The organism is Pseudomonas sp. PGPR N4 (genome assembly GCF_059693665.1).
In genome coordinates this window covers 60075-79532 of record NZ_JCAUKV010000006.1, presented here as the reverse complement: position 1 = coordinate 79532, position 19458 = coordinate 60075, and the positions used below count along the sequence as shown (strand labels likewise).

Here is a 19458-nt window from a genome sequence, read left to right as displayed (position 1 = left end):
CCAGGACAAGGAGAAGCTTGATGAGCAAAGCAATCGTCGAATCGTTGGTCTATCACCACGCCGGCAAGGCTTACGAGAGCCGCTTGGTATACGCCCCAGGCACAGAAGCAAAACCTGCTCTGCTGATGGCGCCGAACTGGATGGGCATCGGCGAAGGTGCCGAGCGCATTGCCAGGGAAGTCGCCGAGAAGGGCTATGTGGTGCTGATCGCCGACCTCTATGGGCAGTCGGTGCGGCCGACCAATGCAGATGAAGCGGGCGCCGCCATGATGCCGCTGAAAAACGAGCGTGGTGAGCTGCGCAAGCGCATGCATGCCGCCCTGGCCCAGTTGCTGGGGCAGTCCAGGGCGCTGCTGGCGCCGGGCAAGGTGGCGGCGTTCGGCTTCTGTTTTGGTGGTTGCTGTGCACTGGAGCTGGCCCGCAGTGGCGCTGATCTGAAAGCCACTGTCTCCTTCCACGGCACCCTCGACACACCTGATAGCGCTGATGCCGGCAACATCAAAGGTTCGGTACTGGTGCTGCACGGCGCCAGCGATCCACTGGTACCCCGCGAGCAGCTACCTGCCTTCGAGCAGGAAATGAACGCGGCCAAGGTCGATTGGCAACTGGTCAGCTACGGCGGTGCGGTGCATTCGTTCACCGACCCGGCGGCAAACGTACCGGGCAAGATGCAGTTTGACTGGCGCACCTCGCAGCGCGCGTTCAAGGCTATGCATAATCTGCTCGAAGAAGTGTTCAAACCGGATCCTGCTTCGCTAGCGGGGTAACTCGATCCGCTGGGTTTCTCCGGCTACCACTGGCCATTGCCCGGCTGCCCAGTTGGCCCGTGCCTGTTCGATCAGTGCCGGGTCGCTGGCAACAAAGTTCCAGTTCATCCGCCGTGGCCCATCCAGAGGGGCGCCGCCGATCAGTGCCAGTTGGCATTCACCTTGCGCGTACAGCGTCAGTTCCTCGCCTTCTGGCAGCACCAGCAAGCTGTGCGGCTCGACCGGCTCATCATCGAGCAACACCTCGCCCTCCAGCAGATACAGCGCACGCTGAGTATGTTCAGTGGGGATCAGCAGGCTGGTTGCCGGTTGCATGCCGATGTGCGCGTACAGGGTAGGGGAGAGCACCGGTACCGGCGATTCAAGGCAAAAGCCTTGACCGGCAATCAGACAGATACGCACCCCCAGGGTGTCGCTGACCGGCAAGCTCGCTGCGCAGTGATGGCTGTAACTGGGCAGTGCCTGCTCGTGTTCACGCGGCGCCGCCAGCCACACCTGCAGCCCATGCAGGCGTGAGCCGCTTGCGACCAGCTCGGCCGGCGTGCGCTCGACATGGGCCACGCCACGACCGGCGCTCATCCAGCTGACCTCGCCAGGCCGCACACGTTGATCAGAGCCAATGCTGTCCTTGTGCAGCAGTTCGCCTTCGAACAGGTAGGTCAGGGTCGCCAGGCCGATGTGTGGATGTTGGTGGATATCCATGCCACTGCCCGCAGCGTAGTCGGTTGCCAGCATATGGTCGAAGAACACAAACGGGCCGACGCTGCGGCACTGCGCCGAGGGTAGCGGCCGCAGAATGGGCTGGCCTGCGATGGTTTCGGCGCGTGGGCGGATGATCAACGGGCGGCTCATGCATGGCTCCAGGCACAGGGCTGAGGCTGCAAGCATAGCGGTTTGCCAGCCATTGCTGAACCGTGGCCACCAGGCGCGGGTCTACTCTGTTCGAATCAGCTCAAGGAAACTGCCATGATCGCCAGAGCACTGGCTGCGGTGCTGGTCTCGGGCCTGCTGTGCCACGCGGCGCAGGCGCGCGACTACCGCTACAGCGATGCCCATCTGCATTACGTCGACTTTTTCCAGGAATCCGAGGGCATGCCGGCCCTGCTTGCGGCGATGGACGATGCCGGTATCGACCAGTCGATGATTTCCGGGGTGTCAGTGGCGAAGAAGTGGCACGAGGACGAACCCAAGCGCCCGCGCTACTACGCCGGTGATGATGCCGATGCCTACTGGTACAGCGCCACTGACGTCTATGTGGCGGCCGCATTGGAAAAGCTGCCGGCCGAACAGCGCAAGCGCTTCCATCCATTCCTGACCGGCTTCAATCCGGTCGACAAGAATGCAGCCAGCCACATCGAGCGTATGCTCGAGCTGTACCCGGGAATGTGGCAGGGCATCGGCGAGGTGTTCACCCGCCATGACGACCTTACTGCGCTGACCAGCGGCGATACGCCGAGGGCCAACAACGAGGCCATGACACGGATTTATCACCTGGCCGCAGAACGTGACCTGCCCGTGCTGATCCACTCCAACATCACCTCCAAGCGCGAGCGCAACCCACTGTACCTGGCCGAGCTGGAAGAGCCCCTGCGCAACCATCCGCACACACGATTCATCTGGGCGCATGCCGGTACCAGCATGGAGATTCATCGCCATCAGACGCAGATGGACTTTCTCTTGCCGGTAGTAACGCGATTGTTGAAGGACTATCCGAACCTGTACATCGACTTGTCCTGGAGTGTGCTCGAGCCGTATCTGCTCGACGATGCAGGCAAGCCGCGCAAGGCCTGGGTCGAGTTGGTCGAGCAGTACCCTGACCGGTTCATGTTGGGTTCGGATGTGGTTGGTCGGTTCGACAGCCTGGGCAAGGAGCTGCATGGCTTCGATCCATTCCTGGATGCCTTGAGCGAAGAGGTGGCGCACAAGGTGGCGCGGGACAACTTCCTGGCGGTGCTGCCCATGGGGCACTGAGCCGCGCCAGGCAACGCAAACGCCGAAAACAAAAACGCCCCGAACCAGTCGGGGCGTTTTCAGTGCAGCAGTCAGGCCTTATTTGCCTTCCCAGCGCTTGAGCACCAGGGTGGCGTTGGTGCCGCCGAAGCCGAAGCTGTTGCTCATGACGGTGTCGATCTTCGCGTTTTCGATGGTTTCACGCTGGATCGGCAGGTCAGCAACTTCCGGGTCCAGCTCATCGATGTTGGCGGAGCCGGCGATGAAGTTGTTTTCCATCATCAGCAGGCAGTAGATCGCCTCGTGCACGCCAGCGGCGCCCAGCGAGTGGCCGGACAGGCTCTTGGTCGAGCTGATCTTCGGTGCCTTGTCCTTGAACACTTCACGCACACCTTTCATCTCGGCGACGTCGCCGACCGGAGTCGAGGTGCCGTGAGTGTTGAGGTAGTCGATTGGTGTATCAACGGTCGACAGCGCCTGCTGCATGCAGCGGATCGCGCCTTCGCCGCTCGGAGCGACCATGTCGTAACCGTCGGAGGTGGCACCGTAGCCGACGATTTCAGCGTAGATCTTGGCACCGCGGGCGAGGGCGTGTTCCAGCTCTTCGACCACGACCATGCCGCCGCCGCCAGCGATGACGAAACCGTCACGGTCAGCGTCGTAGGCGCGCGAAGCCAGCTCAGGCGTTTCGTTGCGCTTGGTCGACAGGGCGCCCATGGCATCGAACAGGAACGACTGGCTCCAGTGCTCTTCTTCACCGCCACCGGCAAAGACGATGTCCTGCTTGCCCCACTGGATCTGCTCCAGAGCGGTACCGATGCAGTGTGCACTGGTGGCGCAGGCCGACGAGATCGAGTAGTTGATACCCTTGATCTTGAACGGCGTGGCCAGGCACGCGGAAACGGTGCTGCCCATGGTGCGGGTAACCCGGTACGGACCGACGCGCTTGACGCCTTTCTCGCGCAGGGTGTCCAGCGCTTCCATCTGGTTCAGGGTCGATGCGCCGCCGGAGCCTGCTACCAGGCCGGTGCGTGGGTTGGAAACCTGCTCTTCGCTCAACCCCGAATCCTTGATCGCGTCCTGCATCGCCAGGTAGGCGTAGGCAGCGGCGTGACCGACGAAGCGGAACACCTTGCGGTCGATCAGTTCTTCGAGGTTCAGGTCGATGGAACCGGAAACCTGGCTGCGCAGCCCCATTTCCTTGTATTCCGGGTTGAAACGAATGCCCGGACGGCTCTTGCGCAGGTTTTCGGTGACGGTCTCTTTGTCATTGCCCAGGCACGATACGATGCCCAGACCAGTGATAACGACGCGGCGCATGCGAATAACCCTTAGAAATTGTCAGTGGAGGTGAACACGCCGACCCGGAGGGCTTCGGCCGTGTAGATCTCGCGGCCGTCGACACTGACCGAGCCATCGGCGATGGCCATGTTCAGCTTGCCTTTCAGGACGCGCTTGATATGAATGTTGTAGGTGACTTTCTTCGCAGTAGGCAACACCTGGCCGAAGAATTTCACTTCGCCAGAGCCCAGTGCGCGACCGCGACCCGGCAAGCCCTGCCAGCCGAGGAAGAAGCCGACCAGCTGCCACATGGCATCGAGGCCCAGGCAGCCCGGCATGACCGGATCACCTTCGAAGTGGCAGGCAAAGAACCACAGGTCTGGAGTGATATCCAGCTCAGCGACCAATTCACCTTTGCCGAACTTGCCGCCTTCCTCGCTGATATGCGTGATGCGATCAACCATCAACATGTTGGGGGCGGGCAGTTGCGCGTTACCTGGGCCGAACAGCTCACCGCGACTGCAGCGCAGCAGGTCTTCCCGAGTAAAGGCGTTTTGTTTGGTCATGCGAGCTCCTCAATAATCCCCATGCGGCAGGGGATGAATCTTCCCGGCCATCCCTGAGCACCAAAGGGCTCAAGGCGGCAGCCTACAGATAGACTATTGCGTTGTGGTGAAAGTCACAGTGATCCTGGTAAATGAGTACAGGTGTTCACTGAAACCGGTATTTTCAGGCCCAGCGGCGCGCCTGTCCAGCATTAAGACTGCCGCACTTTAACATTTATCGCCAGTCACGGCTGTCTGGCCGGGTGGCTCGCGGCCGCAAGCGTCAGCGGTATTTCCAGGGTGAACGTCGAGCCCCGCCCCGCGCGGCTCTGTGCGTGCAGGCGGCCGCCCATGCGCTCTGCCAGGGTTCGCGCGATGGCCAACCCCAACCCGGTGCCGCCGTAGCGGCGCGAGATCGACCTGTCGGCCTGCTGGAAGGCAACGAACATGCTTTCCAGATGCTGGTCGTCGATGCCGATGCCGGTGTCGCGAACCGCGCAGGTGAACCATAGCCCACCCGTATCGGCCAATTGCCAGCGCGGCTCGATTTCGACCCTGCCTTGCTCGGTAAATTTCAATGCATTGCCAATCAGGTTGAGCAGGATTTGGCGAATCCGCGTCGGGTCGCCATAGACGCGCATGTGCTCGGCGCCAGCGGGCAACTGCAGGTGCAAGCCCAGGCCACGCTGCTGGGCGCTGTGCTGGAAGGCTTGCACACTGCTGGTGATCAGTTCGCCAAGGCTGAATTCGATGTGTTCCAGCTCAAGCTGGGTGCGCTCGATACGCGAGAAATCGAGGATGTCGTTGATGACTTTGAGCAGATGCCCGGTCGATTCACTGGCGACAGAGGTGTACTCGGCCTGCTCGACGGTCATCTGGGTGGTTTCCAGTAACTGCAGCATGCCGAGCACGCCGTTCATCGGTGTGCGCAACTCGTGGCTCATCATCGCCAGAAAGTCCGACTTGGCGCGGTTGGCCTGTTCGGCTTCCTCGCGCGCCTGGGTCAGTTGCGCGATTGCCTGACGCTGCTCCTGGCTGGCCTGCTCAAGGGCGCTGGCGAGGTTGTTGATGTGCCGCGCCAGGTTGCCCAGTTCGTTGTCATCGACCACCGGCACCGGGGTATTGAAGGTGCCTTGCTGAATCGCCTTGACGGCAAGCCCCATGTCGCTGATCGGCTCGGCCAGGCTGCGTGCCAGGCGCCGCGCCACCAGGAACGTGAAGAGCAGGGCAAACAGGGCGAGGATGCCGGCCTTGATCACAATCTCCTGCTGGCGCTGGTTGAAGGCATCGTCGGACATGCCGACGATGACCCGGCCCAGGTAATCATCGGTGATGCCCGGCAAGGTGGTCTTGGTGGGTGGCAGGAAGTCACTGTCCAGGCGGATCTGCTGCAGACGGATCGGCGCCTGGAACACCTCGACCCGCTGTGCGCGGTTGGCGCTCTCATCGGCCTGCTCGACATACACCAGAATATTGTTGCGGCCATCCTGAACCTCGAGGAAGCGCACATGGGGGATGCTCAAAGTGGCGCGCATCAGGCTGTCGAGCACTTCATTGTTGCCTGAGATAACCCCGTATTCGGAAGCCGGGGCCAGCTGATTGGCGATCAGTTGCCCGGTGTGATTGAGCTCCTGACGCAAATCCTGAATGCGCACGAAGGTGAAGAAGCTGATCAGCAGCAGCGTCAGCAGCAGGGCCGGCCCCAGGCTGATGATCTGGGTGCGGGTATGGATATCCCAGCTCAGGCGTTTACTCATGGGGTGGACTCTCCTGCGGCCAGGGCCAGTGCGGCGGCCTGCGGGTCGATCGGTTCGAGGCCCAGCGCGCGCGCCACCTGTTGGTTGCCGCTGACGCCGAAATGGACAGGATACAAGCTGCGTGGCCAGCGAGCTGGCGGCTGATCGAGCAATTGGTCGAGCACTGCCAGCCAGTCGTCCTGGTCGCTATAGGTGCTGGCCAAGGCGCCGGCACGGACAAAACCGGCGTTGGGGCCGATCAGCGCCATTTGCCGGCCGTAGCTACTAAGCAAGACGTTTTTCGCGGTCTTGGCGTTATACAGATCAGGGTCATCCAGGCCGAGCAGTACGTCGCTGTCAGCCAGCACTTGCTGTAGCGGGCGGCTGTCGCGCAGGTCTGGCCAGGGCTGGGCAACGATCTCAAGCCCCAGTGGCCGTGCGGCCTGGCGCAACTCATTGAGCAAAAAGTGGCTGTGCTGGCCATAGAGCACGCCGATTCGTCGTGCCTGCGGCATCAGCAAGCGGGTCAGGCGCAACTGCCGGGCCAACGGCGGATCGTTCCAGAGCAGGCTCAGGTAGCCCGGGCGATCTGCCCCCAGCAGATGTTCGGCCTCGACGCGGCTGACCCGCATGAGCAATGCGCGCGGCCCGGCGGATTCGCTCATGCGCCATTGCAGCGCGGCGCGGTCGAGCAGGATCAGGCGCAGGTCACGCGGCAGTTGGCTGGGTGGCGGCAAGCTTGAGACGGGTTGGAAGTGCACCTGATCATTGCCACGGCGAACTTGCAGTGCCTGGGCGAAGCTGCGCATTCCAGCCTGGTCGCTGGCGCCGACTACCAGCACCTCATTGGCCGACAGTGTCGCCAGTGGCCACAGGCAGATCAGCAGCAGACCGAGCAAGCGCGCCATCAGAACTCCAGCTCCGCGCTGACGCTCAGGCGCTGACGACTGTCGTAGCGGTTCTGCGCGAGGGTGATCGGTTCATCGTCCAGACGCTGCTGCCACAGTGCGGCCAGCTCAAGGTTGCTGCGTCGAATGCGCAAGCGCTTGGCCAGGCGCAGGTCAACCCGCTCATAGCGATACTGGTTAAGCGCGTCATCGCCGTAGTAGAACAGCGCACTCGACCAGCCATCGCCCCAGTCGCGCAACCAGCCGGCAGAGCCGCTATTGCGCGCACTGGCTTCGCTGTCGTTGCGGTTGCTGGCCCAGGCGTCGACATAAGCGTAGGTCAGGCGCAGCCGGTCACGCTGGCCAAGGTGCCAATCGAGTTGCAGCTCACTGCCGCTGAAACGGGCCTTGTTGCTGTTGCTGGCGATGTACTGGTTATTGCGCAGCGGCTCGCTGATCATGCCGCTGATTTCGTCGTAGAAGACCTTCAGGTCAAGGTTCAGACCGATTTCGCTGAAGCTGCCGTTGTAGCCCAGTTCACGCGAGCGCATCCGCTCCTGATCGAGATCGCCCGGGCCGCGGGTCTTGACGAAGTACTCGCCCCTGCCCAGGCCAGGCTGATAGGGGCTGAGGTTATTGACCGTATAGCTCCAGTTGACGTTGTTCTCGAACATGTCGGGTGAGCGCACTGCTTCGGAATACACCGCGCGCAGGCCATGACGCGGGGTGATCAGGTAGTTGACCGCCAGGCGCGGCGTCAGCGAGCTGCCGGACAGGCGGCTGTCCTCGAACATGGTTCCGCCCTGGATGATCCAGTGCTCGTCGGCGCGCCATTCCAGCTGGCCGAACAGGCGCCAGGTGTGGTCGCTCAGGGTGCCATTGAAATAGGTCTGCGAGTCAGCCTGGTCATAGCGAAAGTTGGCGCCGCTGAGCAGGCGCAGGTTGTCGGTCAGGCTCAGGGTGTCCTGGATTTCCAGGTCGTAGCGGGTTTCCCGGGTGCTTTGGTCGACATCACCGCACACGACCTGGCTGCCGCCCTGGCTGTCCCACTGGGTCTTGACCTGATCGCGCAGTGCCTGCAGCGCAGGATTGTTGTTGGCCGGCGGGTTGACGATGTTGCGGGCGACCTGCTCGGCGTAGTTCGAGTCGAGCTGCCACAGTCGAGTCAAGGCTGGGCTGAACGACAATGCCGCATCGCAGGCACGCCACACTTGCTGGCGGTCGAAGTGCTGCGCCGAGCCCTGTACATAGAGACTGTGCTGATCATTGAAATCAATGTTCCAGCGCAGCGAGCCAGCGTAGTCCTTGGCCTTGACGTCTGCGTTGTTGCCACGGGCGGTGACGTAGGGAAACACCGGCTGATAGGTGTAGGGGCGCTGATTGCTGCCTTCCTTGACCGCCAGTTGCCACTCCAGCGTCTGGTTGCTCGCCAACTGCTGCAGCACGCTCAGGTTGATCCGGTTGAGCCGGCGGCTGTCGCGATAGTCAGCGCCCGACTGGTCGTGATCGAAGCCGTCATCCTCCTGGCCGGACATTGACAGACGCAGGTCGCCGCCCTCCCAGCCCAAGCCCTGGCTGGCGTAAAAGTCGTTGACGCCATCCGCCCCGCGGCTCAGCTTGAGGCGCGTGCCCTGGCTGTCGGCAGGGCTTCGGGTGAGGATGTTGACCACCGCCATCAGGGCATTGGCGCCATAACTGACCGTGTTTGGCCCGCGAAACACCTCGATCCGCTCAATATCCTCAAGTGCTACCGGGATATCGCTCCAGTCGACGGTGGCCAAGCCTGCGCGGTACACCGAGCGGCCGTCGATCAGCACCTGCATGCGCCGCGCCTCGCTGACGTTGCTGCCATGGTAGTTGACCGTCGGCTGGTTGCTGGCGCCGTAGCCGATCATCATGCCCGGCACCAGCCGCAAGAGCTCGGGGATGTCGCGGGCGCCGCTGGCGCGGATCAACTGGCTGTCGAGCACAGTCATGCTGCCCGGTACGCCGGCTGCAGATTGTTTAAGTCGGGTGGCAGTGAGAACTTGCGGCAGGTCCTGGTTGTCAATAAACAGGTCGTCGGCCACAGCTGGCCCGCCAAGCAGGGCAGTCAGTAATAGCAGGCGAGGGAAGGGCGGCGTGCCAGACAACACGTTACAGCCTTGTTTCAGCAGGAAACGCGCATGTTAACCGACCGCAGAGGTTTTTCCAGCAGCCCCATCCATGCTGGCTACGCCGTCGAGCGAGTAACAGGCTGACACCGCGTGCCTCTGGTTATGCCGCATCTGGCCCGTATAATGCGCCCGTCGCCACTCAACTTTGGCTTTAACGGACTGGATATGACTGAACAGCAACCTGTTGCAGTTCTTGGAGGCGGCAGCTTCGGCACCGCCGTGGCCAACCTGCTGGCCGAAAACGGCAACCCTGTGCGCCAGTGGATGCGCGATCCGGACCAGGCGCAGGCGATGCGCGTCAACCGCGAAAACCCGCGCTACCTCAAAGGTATCCGCTTGCAGGACGGCGTCGAGCCGGTCAATGACCTGCTGGCCACCCTGCAAGCTGCACAACTGATTTTTGTTGCGCTGCCATCCAGCGCCTTGCGCAGCGTCCTGGCGCCGCATGCCGAGCTGCTGCGCGGCAAGTGCCTGGTGAGCCTGACCAAGGGCATCGAGGCGCAGAGCTTCAAGCTGATGAGCCAGATTCTCGAAGAAATCGCCCCCGAGGCGCGTATTGGGGTGCTCTCCGGGCCCAACCTTGCGCGCGAAATCGCCGAACACGCACTGACCGCCACGGTGGTCGCCAGCGAAGACGAAGCGCTGTGCCTGAGCGTGCAAGAGGTACTGCATGGGCGCACCTTCCGCGTCTATGCCAGTGCCGACCGCTTCGGTGTCGAACTGGGCGGCGCACTGAAAAACGTCTACGCGATCATTGCCGGTATGGCCGTGGCGCTGGGCATGGGTGAAAACACCAAGAGCATGCTGATCACCCGCGCGCTGGCCGAAATGACTCGGTTCGCCGTCAGCCTGGGCGCCAACCCGATGACCTTCCTCGGCCTTGCCGGGGTCGGTGACCTGATCGTCACCTGCTCGTCGCCGAAAAGCCGCAACTACCAGGTCGGCTATGCGCTGGGCCAGGGTTTGTCGCTGGAAGAAGCGGTGAGCCGGCTGGGCGAAGTGGCCGAGGGCGTGAACACCATCAAGGTGCTCAAGGCCAAGGCCGATGACGCCCAGGTGTACATGCCACTGGTAGCCGGGCTGCATGCGATCCTGTTCGAAGGGCGCACCTTGAATCAGGTCATCGAACACCTGATGCGCGCGGAACCGAAAACCGACGTCGACTTCATTTCCACCAGCGGTTTCAACTAAACGCTGAGCACAGCAAGGAGCAATACATGAGCGATACCCCCGAGCGCGTGGAGCGCGAATCGATCATCCTGCGGGTGCTGTGGATGCTCGTGTTCCTGGTGGTCTGGCAGTTGGCCGAATTGCTGCTGGCCGGCCTGGTGCTGGTGCAGCTGATCTACCGTCTGGTCTACGGCGCGCCGAGTGCCAGCCTGATGAACTTTGGCGACAGCCTGAGCCAGTTTCTGGCGCAGATCGGCCGCTTTGGCACCTTTCACAGCGATCGCAAGCCGTGGCCGTTTTCCGATTGGCCAACCCCACGCGCACCCGAGGGTGAGGCGCCACACGTTGTAGCGGCCGCGCCGCATCCGGTGCGTGATGAGGAGCCCAAGCTGTGAAACTGTGGATCCTGCGTCACGGCGAAGCCGAGCCACGTGCTAATAGCGATGCCGAACGGCGCCTGACCAGCCACGGCCGCGAGCAGGTCCTGTACAGCGCTGCGCGGCTGCTGGGGCAACCACTGCAGGCGATTCTGGTGAGCCCTTACGTGCGTGCTCAGCAAACCGCTGCATTGGTGCAGGAAACCCTCGATTTTGCTCAGCCGCTGCGTACGGTGGCCTGGCTCACCCCAGAAAGCAGCGTGCGTGAAGCCATCACCGAGCTTGAAAAATTGGGCTTTGAGCACGTCTTGCTGGTCAGCCACCAGCCGCTGGTAGGCGCATTGGTCGGCATGCTTGAGCACGGCCATTTGCAACAGCCGGCAGCCATGAGCACCGCCAGCCTGGCCGAGCTGGAAGGGGACTGGCCGTTGCCTGGATTGATGTCACTGAAAGCCTTGAGTCATCCCGGCTAGCCTGCGGCAACTGGCATTTTTGCCAGTTGCCTGGGCGTTCGGCTGATTGCTAGCGTTGATCGCGTGAGAGTCGAACCGTGTAACAGGGAGTAGTGGATGAGTAGTCGACGTCTTGAATTGGTGAGCTCGGTGAGCCCACAGCGTGTGCTGGATAAACTGAACGAGCATGGCGTGCCGGACTTTGCCGAGCACCGTTTGCTGCAGGATTGCGCGGATGCCAGCTTCAATCGCCTGCTGGGCAAGTGCGAAGGCCAATATGAGCTTGAGCAACTGCGCCAGGCGAGCATTCGTATGGCGCATCTGCTGCAGACCAGCTGCCTTGCGCTGCGCCGCTCCAAGCTCGAAGAAGCGGACAAGGCCCAGGCTCGCGAGGCACTCGAGTATCAATTGGCCTACATGCAGGCGTGCCTGCGCCGGTCGATGGCCAGCTTCGATTGAACCGGCGATGACCTGAACGCCCTTGGCGATGACCTATCCGGACGTTGCCGCCGCCGCTGCGCTTGCCGACAATGGGCAATCTTTTCGTGAGAGCAGGCGGCCATGTCGCAGCAAATCTTCTTCGCCCATGCCAATGGCTTCCCCTCGGCCACCTACGGCAAGCTGTTTGCTGCGCTCGCGCCGGACTATCAGGTTCAGCACCTGCTCCAGCACGGCCACGACCCACGCTTCCCGGTCGATGACAACTGGCTCAACCTGGTCGATGAACTGCTCCACCACCTGGCCCAGCAGCCAGGGCCGGTGTGGGGTGTTGGCCATTCTCTGGGCGGGGTATTGCACCTGCACGCGGCGCTGCGCTGCCCGCAGTATTACCGCGGCGTGGTCATGCTCGATTCGCCAGTGTTGACCCGCGCCGATCAGTGGCTGCTGCGCACGGCCAAACGCTTTGGCTTCATCGACCGCATTACCCCAGCCGGGCGTACCCTGAACCGCCGCGCTGTGTTTGCTGATCGGGACAGTGCGCGGGGCTACTTCACTGGCAAGACGCTGTTCCGTCATTTTGACCCAGACTGCCTCGAGGCCTATCTGGAGCATGGTCTGGAAGCCGCCGACGGGGGACTGCGCCTGCGCTTCGATCCTGCCACCGAGATCAGCATCTATCGCAGTATCCCGCACTTGAGCCCGGCACTGGCGCGCCAACTGCAGGTGCCGCTGGCGATGGTTCGCGGCGATCGCAGCCGGGTGATCCGCCGCCATCACGCCTTTGCCGTGCGCAGCATGCCGCTGGGCGAATACCACAGCGTGCCGGGCTGGCATATGTTCCCGCTGGAGCGCCCCGCTGATACCGCCAGCTTGATCAAAGGACTGTTTGATCGTTGGGGGCAGCCATGAGCGCGCAGGTCGAGGAAATCCGGCTCAATCTGGGCCACATCGAATTGGCAGCTCATCTGTTTGGCCCGGAGGATGGCGAGCCGGTGATCGCGCTGCACGGCTGGCTGGACAATGCCAACAGCTTCGCCCGGCTGGCGCCGCTGCTGCGCGGGTTGCGTATCGTTGCGCTGGATCTGGCTGGCCATGGCTATTCAGAGCATCGCCCGGCGGGTGCCAGCTATGCGCTGGCCGATTATTCCCACGATGTCGTTCGGGTTGCCGAGCAGCTCGGCTGGCAGCGCTTTGGCCTGCTCGGCCATTCGCTGGGCGCAATCATTTCGGCGCAGCTGGCCGGAGCGCTGCCAGAGCGGATCAGTCGCTTGCTGCTGATCGACGGCGTGCTGCCGCCTACCGGCGCCGAGCAGGATGCTGCGCAGCGGCTGGGCATGGCCCTGCAGGCGCAGTTACGCCTGGACAGCAAACGCAAGTCGATCTATCCGAGCCTCGAACAAGGCATCGAGGCGCGTATGAAGGGTATGGTCGCGGTCAGCCGTGAAGCCGCCGAACTGCTCGCTCAACGCGGCCTGATGCCGGTGCCGGGCGGCTACAGCTGGCGCAGCGACAGTCGTTTGACCCTGCCGTCGCCAGCGCGCTTGAGTGAGGCGCAGGCCATGGCCTTTGTTCAGCGCATCGAATGCCCGACCTGCTTGGTTGTTGCGGCGGATGGCATGCTCGCGCGCCACACGGCGCTGCTGGAGCAGCTACCCTTCGAGCAGGTGCCCCTGCCTGGCGGTCATCACTTGCACCTGAACGACGAGCAGGGCGCGACCATTGTCGCAGACTGTATCAATCGCTTCTGCGGGTTTTCTTGACTTGCTCCGGACAAGTGCCGAGGCTTGGCAGGTTGAACAGGGAGACAACCATGGACATGCCTGACATTTACCCCCTCGCCACCCACGCCGCCAGCGGCAAGGGAGGCCGATGAGTATTCGAATTCTGGTCGCCGGCTGCCTGGGTCTTGCCAGCCCGCTGCTGTGGGCCGGCAGCCTGCCAGTGCCGCTGGACGCCAAGATAGTCGATCAGCGCCCGGCGCTGGAGCAGGAGCGGGTTTACCCCCTCGGCCCGTTGCGCAAGATCAGCGGCCGGCTGCGGGTTGACGACAAGGTCGAGAGCCGCGGCCAGGTCAGCTCAGTGACCTACCAGCTGCCCGCCGAACGCACGGCACGCGAAGCCTTTACCAGCGCCCGCGAAGCACTGCAGGAGGAGGGCGGTTATCCGCTGTTCTGGTGTGAAAAGCGCGACTGCGGCGAAGCCAGCCTGTGGGCCAACGAGGTGTTCAAGAACGCCAGGCTCAACGGTGGCGATGAGCAGCAGGCGTTTATCCTGCTGCGCCGCTCGGCTGAGGAAGCCGATACGCTGGTTGCCTTGTACAGCGTCACTGCGGGTAACAAGCGGGTTTACCTGCATGTCGAGGAATTTATTGCCGAGTCGCCGCTGGGCGAGCTGCTGCCGACCTCGGCCACGGTCATGCGTGAGCTGCGCGACACCGGCAAGCTTGACTATCCTGACCTGACGGCACCGTTGCCGGCGTGGGTGACCCTGCTCAGCCGCAGCCTGAATCTGGACAGCACTTTGCGCGTCAGCCTGAGTGGCAAGCAGGCTGAAGATTGGCGCGAGCAGTTGGTCAAGATGGGCGTACGCGCTGCACGGCTGGAGGTCGGCACTGCCGAGACCGAGGGGTTGCATCTGGAATTGATTCGTTAAATGAGTGCACCTGTGGCCAACAATGATCGCCTGCTGGTACAGATTCTGCTGTTGGCGCTGCTGGGCGCCGGCTTGTGGGTAATGGCGCCGTTCATCTCGGCACTGCTGTGGGGCGCAATTCTGGCGTTTGCCAGCTGGCCGCTGATGCGCCTGCTCACCCGTTGGCTGGGCGGACGTGAAACCCTGGCTGCGGCGGTGCTGACCACCCTGTGGATTCTGATCGTGGCGCTGCCGCTGGTGTGGCTCGGCTTCAACCTGGCTGACCATATTCGCGATGCCACGGCGTTTATCCGCGATGTGCAGGTCGATGGCCTGCCCGAGGCACCGGCCTGGCTGGGCAGCATTCCGCTGGTCGGTGAGCGCCTGCTGACCTGGTGGAACTCCCTTGACCAGCAGGGTGCGGCGCTGCTGGCATCGGCCAAACCTTACTTCGGCCAGGTCGGCAACTGGCTGCTGGCGCGCAGCGCGCAAATTGGCGGCGGCGTGCTCGAGCTGTCGTTGAGCCTGGTCTTTGTATTCTTCTTCTACCGCGACGGCCCGCGGCTGGCGGCATTTGTCCTGCGCCTGCTGCAGCGGCTGATCGGCGAGCGCGCCGAGTACTACCTGGAACTGGTCGCCGGCACCGTGCAGCGCGTAGTCAACGGCGTGATCGGCACGGCGGCGGCGCAAGGCCTGCTGGCGATGATCGGTTTCCTCATCGCTGGCGTGCCGGGGGCGATTGTGCTTGGTCTGGTGACCTTCATGCTCAGCCTGATTCCGATGGGGCCGCCGCTGGCGTGGCTGCCCGCCACCGCGTGGCTGGTGTGGCAGGGGCACTACGGCATGGCAGTGTTTCTCGGTATCTGGGGCACCTTCGTCATCAGCGGCGTGGACAACGTGCTCAAACCGTACCTGATCAGCCGTGGCGGCAATCTGCCGCTGGTGATCGTGCTGCTCGGGGTATTCGGCGGTCTGATCGCGTTTGGCTTCATCGGCCTGTTCATCGGCCCGACCCTGCTCGCCGTGGCCTACAGCCTGTTGCTGGACTGGAGCCGCAGCACTCAGCCGAGCGTGCAACCCTAGCAGGCTTTACGCTTTCTTTATGCGCTGAACCAGCGCTCGCTCTCGTTCCTTTACGGCCATCCCCCGGACAATCCTCGCAAAGCGGCCCACGCCGCATTCCGGGGAGATTGGCTCATGTACATGCTTGAAGGCGTGTCACTGCTCTTGGCAGTGGCGTTGGCGGTTTACCTGCTGGTCGCGCTGTTGCGCGCCGACCACAGCTAGGGAGCGGCCATGCACAGTTATGATTTCGCCTTGCTGCTGGCGTTTTTTGCCATCGTGCTGCTGCCCGCGCCTTGGCTCGGGCGCTTCTACTACAAGGTCATGGAAGGCCAGCGCACCTGGCTGTCGCCGGCGCTCGGCCCGCTGGAACGCGGCTGCTACCGGCTGGCGGGCGTCCAGGCCGAGCAGGAGCACAACTGGAAGCAGTACGCGCTGGCCCTGCTGACGTTTAACCTGGCCGGGTTTGTCCTGCTGTTCGCCGTGTTGATGCTGCAGGGTTACCTGCCACTCAATCCGCAACGGTTGCCGGGCCAGGACTGGTCGTTGGCATTGAACACGGCGGTGAGCTTTGTCACCAACACCAACTGGCAGGCCTACAGTGGCGAAGCGTCGCTTAGTTACCTGAGCCAGATGCTCGGCCTGACCGTGCAGAACTTCGTCAGCGCCGCGACCGGCCTGGCCGTGCTGGTCGCGCTGTGCCGCGGGATTGCCCGGCGTTCGGCGACAACGGTCGGCAACTTCTGGGTCGACATGACCCGCGCCACCCTCTACGGCCTGTTGCCGCTGTGCCTGCTGCTGGCGCTGTTGCTGGTGTGGCAGGGCGTGCCACAGACCTTTGCCGATTACGCCCATGCCGTGACCCTGCAAGGCGCTGACCAGACTATCCCGCTCGGGCCGGCCGCAAGCCAGATCGCAATCAAGCAACTGGGCACCAATGGCGGCGGCTTCTTTGGTGTCAACTCGGCCCATCCGTTCGAAAACCCCACGGCCTGGAGCAACCTGTTCGAGCTGGCGTCGATCATCCTGATCCCGGTGGCGCTGGTGTTCACCTTCGGCCACTACGTCAAGGATCTGCGCCAGAGCCGGGCGATTCTCGCCTGCATGCTGGCGCTGTTCCTGATCGGCGGGGCTACTGCGCTGTGGGCCGAGTACCAGCCCAATCCAGCGCTGATCAGTGAGCAGGTGCAGCAGTCGGCACCGATGGAGGGCAAGGAAAGCCGCTTCGGCACCACCGGCTCGGTGCTCTGGACAGTCACCACTACCGCCGCTTCCAACGGCTCGGTGAACGCCATGAACGACAGCCTCAACCCGCTGACCGGGATGGTCGCGATGCTCAACATGATGGTCGGCGAGGTAATCTTCGGCGGCGTGGGTGCGGGCCTCTACGGCATGCTCCTGTTCGTCTTGATTGCAGTGTTTCTGGCGGGGCTGATGATCGGTCGCACGCCTGAATATCTGGGCAAGAAGCTGCAAGCGCGGGAAGTCCAACTGCTGGTGGCGACCTTGCTGGTGATGCCGCTTGGCGTGCTGGTGCTCGGCGCCCTCGCGGCCAGCCTGCCAGGCCCTGCCGGTGCGGTCAGCAACCCCGGCGCGCACGGCTTCAGTCAGCTGCTCTACGCCTACACCTCTGGCACCGCCAACAACGGTTCGGCCTTCGCCGGCTTTGGCGCCAACACGGTGTACCACAACGTCATGATCGCTTTGGCCATGCTCATTGGCCGCTTCGGCTACATCCTGCCGGTGCTGGCCCTGGCCGGCAGCCTGGCGGCGAAGAACCGCGCACCGCAAGGGCAGAACAGCTTCCCCACCCACGGCCCGCTGTTCACCGGTTTGCTGCTGGTGATCATCCTGCTGATGGGCGGCCTGACCTTCCTGCCAAGCCTGGCCCTGGGGCCGATTGCCGAACAACTGAGCCTGGGTTTCTGAGGAGTCAACATGAACATGCCTATTGCTCAAGTCCAGGCGCCACGCCCTGGCACTGATCAGACCCGCTTCGCCGCACTGTGGCGGCCCGCCCTGATACAGGCGCTGGTCAAGCTCGACCCGCGTCAGCTCAAGCGTTCCCCGGTGATGCTGGTGGTGGCGCTGACGGCGCTGCTGACTACGCTGCTGTGTTTTGCGCCAGAGAGTGGTGTCAGCACTGCGATAGCGATCCAGATCGCGCTGTGGCTGTGGTTCACCGTGCTGTTCGCCAACTTTGCCGAAGCGCTGGCCGAGGGTCGCGGCAAGGCACGCGCCGACAGCCTCAAGGCCGGCAGCCAGGGCTTGAATGCGCAGCGCCGGCGTGCCGATGGCAGCTTCGAAACGGTTGCCGCCAGCGCGCTACGCAAAGACGATGTGGTCAAGGTGGTGGCCGGCGAGCTGATTCCCGGCGACGGCGAGGTGCTCGAAGGCATCGCGGCGGTCAATGAGGCGGCCATCACTGGCGAATCGGCGCCGGTCATCCGCGAGTCCGGTGGGGACCGCTCCGCCGTCACCGGCAACACCCGGCTGGTCTCCGACTGGCTGCTCATCCGCATCACCAGCAACCCGGGCGAATCGACCCTGGACCGCATGATCGCCCTGGTCGAAGGCGCCAAGCGACAGAAGACCCCGAACGAGATTGCCCTCGACATCCTGCTGATCGGCTTGACCCTGATCTTCTTGATCGTAGTGGTGACCTTGCAGCCCTTCGCCCGCTTTGCCGGCGGCAGCCTGCCGTTGATCTTCCTCGCCGCGCTGCTGGTGACGCTGATCCCGACCACCATTGGTGGCCTGCTTTCGGCTATCGGCATCGCCGGCATGGACCGGCTGGTACGGCTCAACGTGATTGCCCGCTCCGGGCGAGCAGTGGAGGCGGCCGGTGACGTGCATACGCTGATGCTCGACAAGACCGGCACCATCACCTTCGGCAACCGCCGCTGCAGCGCTCTGCACACAGCGCCGGCGGTGACGGCCAAGGAGCTGGGCGAGGGCGCCTTGCTGGCGTCGCTTGCCGACGACACCGCCGAGGGCAAGTCGATTGTCGAATACCTGCGCCAGTTGCACGACTTCAACGAGCCGGGCGCCGATCAATTCAGCCCGGTGGCGTTCAGCGCCGAGACACGGTTGTCGGGTGTCGACTTCGAGCAGCGCCGCTACCGCAAGGGCGCCGTCGATGCGGTGCTGGGCTTTGTCGGTATCGAGCGCTTGCAGATGCCATCGGCGCTGGCCAAGGAAGTCGAGCGCATTGCCCAGAGTGGCGGCACGCCGCTGCTGGTGTGCGTCGACCAGCGCCTGCTCGGCGTGATCCACCTCAAGGACGTGGTCAAGCCAGGCATCCGCGAGCGCTTCGCCGAACTGCGCAAGCTTGGCATCCGCACGGTGATGGTGACCGGCGACAACCCGCTGACCGCTGCTGCCATCGCCGCCGAAGCCGGCGTCGATGATGTACTGGCCGAAGCCACCCCGGAGAAAAAGCTGGCGCGCATTCGCCAAGAGCAAAACGACGGCCGCTTGGTCGCCATGTGCGGCGACGGTGCCAACGATGCGCCGGCGCTGGCTCAGGCCGATGTCGGCATGGCCATGAACGACGGCACCCAGGCCGCGCGTGAGGCGGCCAACATGGTCGACCTCGACAGCGACCCGACCAAGCTGCTCGACGTGGTCCAGGTCGGCAAGGAGTTGCTGGTCACCCGCGGTGCGTTGACCACCTTCTCGATCGCCAACGACGTGGCCAAGTACTTCGCCATCCTGCCGGCGCTGTTTGCCGCGATCTACCCGCAACTGGGCGTACTCAACCTGATGCAGCTGGCCAGCCCGCAGAGCGCGATCCTCTCGGCGATCGTGTTCAACGCGCTGATCATTGTCGCGCTGATCCCCTTGGCACTGCGTGGGGTGAGGGTGCAGGCAGCGAGTGCCGCCCATCTGCTACGGCGCAATTTGCTGATCTACGGTGTCGGCGGCCTGATCGTGCCGTTTGCCGGGATCAAGCTGATCGACATGCTGCTCAATGCCCTGCACCTGGTCTGAGGAGGCCGTT

General features: G+C 63.3%; 18 protein-coding genes and 1 pseudogene. 13 read left to right on the top strand and 6 right to left on the bottom strand.

From position 1 onward, the window contains the following. Positions 1 to 20: 20 nt before the first annotated feature. Positions 21 to 767 (top strand): dienelactone hydrolase family protein, encoded by a 747-nt coding sequence (locus tag AC58X1_RS20540; protein WP_497429383.1) that lies wholly within the window; start codon positions 21 to 23, stop codon positions 765 to 767. On the opposite strand, the gene AC58X1_RS20535 is transcribed toward AC58X1_RS20540, so the two are convergent. After that, positions 756 to 1619, bottom strand: a complete 864-nt coding sequence (locus AC58X1_RS20535; RefSeq protein WP_150573388.1) for a pirin family protein — start codon at positions 1617 to 1619, stop codon at positions 756 to 758. The two genes, AC58X1_RS20540 and AC58X1_RS20535, sit on opposite strands and share 12 nt — an antisense overlap. A 114-nt stretch (positions 1620 to 1733) precedes the next feature. Here AC58X1_RS20535 and AC58X1_RS20530 point away from each other — a divergent pair, with 114 nt between their 5' ends. After that, positions 1734 to 2738 (top strand): amidohydrolase family protein, encoded by a 1005-nt coding sequence (locus AC58X1_RS20530; protein WP_497429382.1) that lies wholly within the window; start codon positions 1734 to 1736, stop codon positions 2736 to 2738. Positions 2739 to 2816: 78 nt separating this feature from the next. Here the strand turns inward: AC58X1_RS20530 and fabB are convergent, their stop codons facing one another. From fabB to AC58X1_RS20505, 5 genes and pseudogenes are all read right to left on the bottom strand, one after another. Beyond that, positions 2817 to 4037 carry a beta-ketoacyl-ACP synthase I gene (gene fabB, locus AC58X1_RS20525; protein ID WP_101318171.1) on the bottom strand — a complete coding sequence of 407 codons (1221 nt, stop codon included), beginning with the start codon at positions 4035 to 4037 and terminating at the stop codon, positions 2817 to 2819. Positions 4038 to 4048: 11 nt separating this feature from the next. After that, positions 4049 to 4564, bottom strand: a complete 516-nt coding sequence (fabA, locus tag AC58X1_RS20520; RefSeq protein ID WP_101318173.1) for a 3-hydroxyacyl-[acyl-carrier-protein] dehydratase FabA — start codon at positions 4562 to 4564, stop codon at positions 4049 to 4051. A 227-nt stretch (positions 4565 to 4791) separates the two neighbouring features. After that, positions 4792 to 6300, bottom strand: a pseudogene (locus AC58X1_RS20515) (ATP-binding protein); the annotation flags it as partial. Continuing rightward, entirely contained in the window at positions 6297 to 7187 is an 891-nt protein-coding gene (locus tag AC58X1_RS20510) for an ABC transporter substrate-binding protein (protein WP_188035669.1), read from the bottom strand. The pseudogene AC58X1_RS20515 and the gene AC58X1_RS20510, both read right to left, overlap by 4 nt. Further along, complete coding sequence (locus tag AC58X1_RS20505; RefSeq protein ID WP_497429381.1) at positions 7187 to 9301, bottom strand: TonB-dependent receptor plug domain-containing protein; 2115 nt, start codon at positions 9299 to 9301, stop codon at positions 7187 to 7189. Before AC58X1_RS20505 ends, AC58X1_RS20510 begins: the two co-directional genes overlap by 1 nt. Positions 9302 to 9487: 186 nt before the next feature. Here AC58X1_RS20505 and AC58X1_RS20500 point away from each other — a divergent pair, with 186 nt between their 5' ends. From AC58X1_RS20500 to kdpB, 11 genes are all read left to right on the top strand, one after another. Beyond that, a complete protein-coding gene (locus tag AC58X1_RS20500; RefSeq protein WP_150569687.1) occupies positions 9488 to 10513 on the top strand; it encodes an NAD(P)H-dependent glycerol-3-phosphate dehydrogenase in 1026 nt (341 codons plus the stop codon). 26 nt (positions 10514 to 10539) lie between these two features. Beyond that, positions 10540 to 10887 carry a DUF4389 domain-containing protein gene (locus AC58X1_RS20495; RefSeq protein ID WP_101318181.1) on the top strand — a complete coding sequence of 116 codons (348 nt, stop codon included), beginning with the start codon at positions 10540 to 10542 and terminating at the stop codon, positions 10885 to 10887. Continuing rightward, on the top strand, positions 10884 to 11342 hold the full coding sequence (sixA, locus tag AC58X1_RS20490) for a phosphohistidine phosphatase SixA (RefSeq protein WP_497429380.1): 459 nt from the start codon (positions 10884 to 10886) through the stop codon (positions 11340 to 11342). The genes AC58X1_RS20495 and sixA overlap by 4 nt, the downstream gene beginning before the upstream one ends. Before the next feature lie 96 nt (positions 11343 to 11438). Next, positions 11439 to 11780, top strand: a complete 342-nt coding sequence (locus AC58X1_RS20485; RefSeq protein ID WP_101318185.1) for a hypothetical protein — start codon at positions 11439 to 11441, stop codon at positions 11778 to 11780. Positions 11781 to 11882: 102 nt separating this feature from the next. After that, entirely contained in the window at positions 11883 to 12671 is a 789-nt protein-coding gene (locus AC58X1_RS20480) for an alpha/beta fold hydrolase (protein WP_497429379.1), read from the top strand. Further along, positions 12668 to 13522, top strand: coding sequence for an alpha/beta hydrolase (locus tag AC58X1_RS20475; protein ID WP_497429378.1), 855 nt, complete (start codon positions 12668 to 12670; stop codon positions 13520 to 13522). The genes AC58X1_RS20480 and AC58X1_RS20475 overlap by 4 nt, the downstream gene beginning before the upstream one ends. A 109-nt stretch (positions 13523 to 13631) precedes the next feature. Next, on the top strand, positions 13632 to 14414 hold the full coding sequence (locus AC58X1_RS20470) for a DUF4892 domain-containing protein (protein WP_259077283.1): 783 nt from the start codon (positions 13632 to 13634) through the stop codon (positions 14412 to 14414). A 12-nt stretch (positions 14415 to 14426) separates the two neighbouring features. Then, a complete protein-coding gene (locus AC58X1_RS20465; protein WP_101322976.1) occupies positions 14427 to 15476 on the top strand; it encodes an AI-2E family transporter in 1050 nt (349 codons plus the stop codon). Positions 15477 to 15590: 114 nt separating this feature from the next. Beyond that, positions 15591 to 15680 carry a K(+)-transporting ATPase subunit F gene (gene kdpF, locus AC58X1_RS20460; RefSeq protein ID WP_101318193.1) on the top strand — a complete coding sequence of 30 codons (90 nt, stop codon included), beginning with the start codon at positions 15591 to 15593 and terminating at the stop codon, positions 15678 to 15680. A 9-nt stretch (positions 15681 to 15689) separates the two neighbouring features. Beyond that, positions 15690 to 17384, top strand: a complete 1695-nt coding sequence (kdpA, locus tag AC58X1_RS20455; protein WP_497429377.1) for a potassium-transporting ATPase subunit KdpA — start codon at positions 15690 to 15692, stop codon at positions 17382 to 17384. Between the two features lie 9 nt (positions 17385 to 17393). Further along, positions 17394 to 19448: a potassium-transporting ATPase subunit KdpB gene (kdpB, locus tag AC58X1_RS20450; RefSeq protein WP_497429376.1), complete on the top strand. Its 2055-nt coding sequence runs from the start codon at positions 17394 to 17396 to the stop codon at positions 19446 to 19448. Positions 19449 to 19458: the final 10 nt, after the last annotated feature.

Bases quoted from the DNA above. Each gene is read 5' to 3' on its own strand.
- AC58X1_RS20540 (WP_497429383.1), top strand. From the start codon at position 21: ATGAGCAAAGCAATCGTCGAATCGTTGGTCTATCACCACGCCGGCAAG.
- AC58X1_RS20535 (WP_150573388.1), bottom strand. From the start codon at position 1,619: ATGAGCCGCCCGTTGATCATCCGCCCACGCGCCGAAACCATCGCAGGC.
- AC58X1_RS20530 (WP_497429382.1), top strand. From the start codon at position 1,734: ATGATCGCCAGAGCACTGGCTGCGGTGCTGGTCTCGGGCCTGCTGTGC.
- fabB (WP_101318171.1), bottom strand. From the start codon at position 4,037: ATGCGCCGCGTCGTTATCACTGGTCTGGGCATCGTATCGTGCCTGGGC.
- fabA (WP_101318173.1), bottom strand. From the start codon at position 4,564: ATGACCAAACAAAACGCCTTTACTCGGGAAGACCTGCTGCGCTGCAGT.
- AC58X1_RS20510 (WP_188035669.1), bottom strand. From the start codon at position 7,187: ATGGCGCGCTTGCTCGGTCTGCTGCTGATCTGCCTGTGGCCACTGGCG.
- AC58X1_RS20500 (WP_150569687.1), top strand. From the start codon at position 9,488: ATGACTGAACAGCAACCTGTTGCAGTTCTTGGAGGCGGCAGCTTCGGC.
- AC58X1_RS20495 (WP_101318181.1), top strand. From the start codon at position 10,540: ATGAGCGATACCCCCGAGCGCGTGGAGCGCGAATCGATCATCCTGCGG.
- AC58X1_RS20485 (WP_101318185.1), top strand. From the start codon at position 11,439: ATGAGTAGTCGACGTCTTGAATTGGTGAGCTCGGTGAGCCCACAGCGT.
- AC58X1_RS20480 (WP_497429379.1), top strand. From the start codon at position 11,883: ATGTCGCAGCAAATCTTCTTCGCCCATGCCAATGGCTTCCCCTCGGCC.
- AC58X1_RS20475 (WP_497429378.1), top strand. From the start codon at position 12,668: ATGAGCGCGCAGGTCGAGGAAATCCGGCTCAATCTGGGCCACATCGAA.
- AC58X1_RS20470 (WP_259077283.1), top strand. From the start codon at position 13,632: ATGAGTATTCGAATTCTGGTCGCCGGCTGCCTGGGTCTTGCCAGCCCG.
- kdpF (WP_101318193.1), top strand. From the start codon at position 15,591: ATGTACATGCTTGAAGGCGTGTCACTGCTCTTGGCAGTGGCGTTGGCG.
- kdpA (WP_497429377.1), top strand. From the start codon at position 15,690: ATGCACAGTTATGATTTCGCCTTGCTGCTGGCGTTTTTTGCCATCGTG.
- kdpB (WP_497429376.1), top strand. From the start codon at position 17,394: ATGAACATGCCTATTGCTCAAGTCCAGGCGCCACGCCCTGGCACTGAT.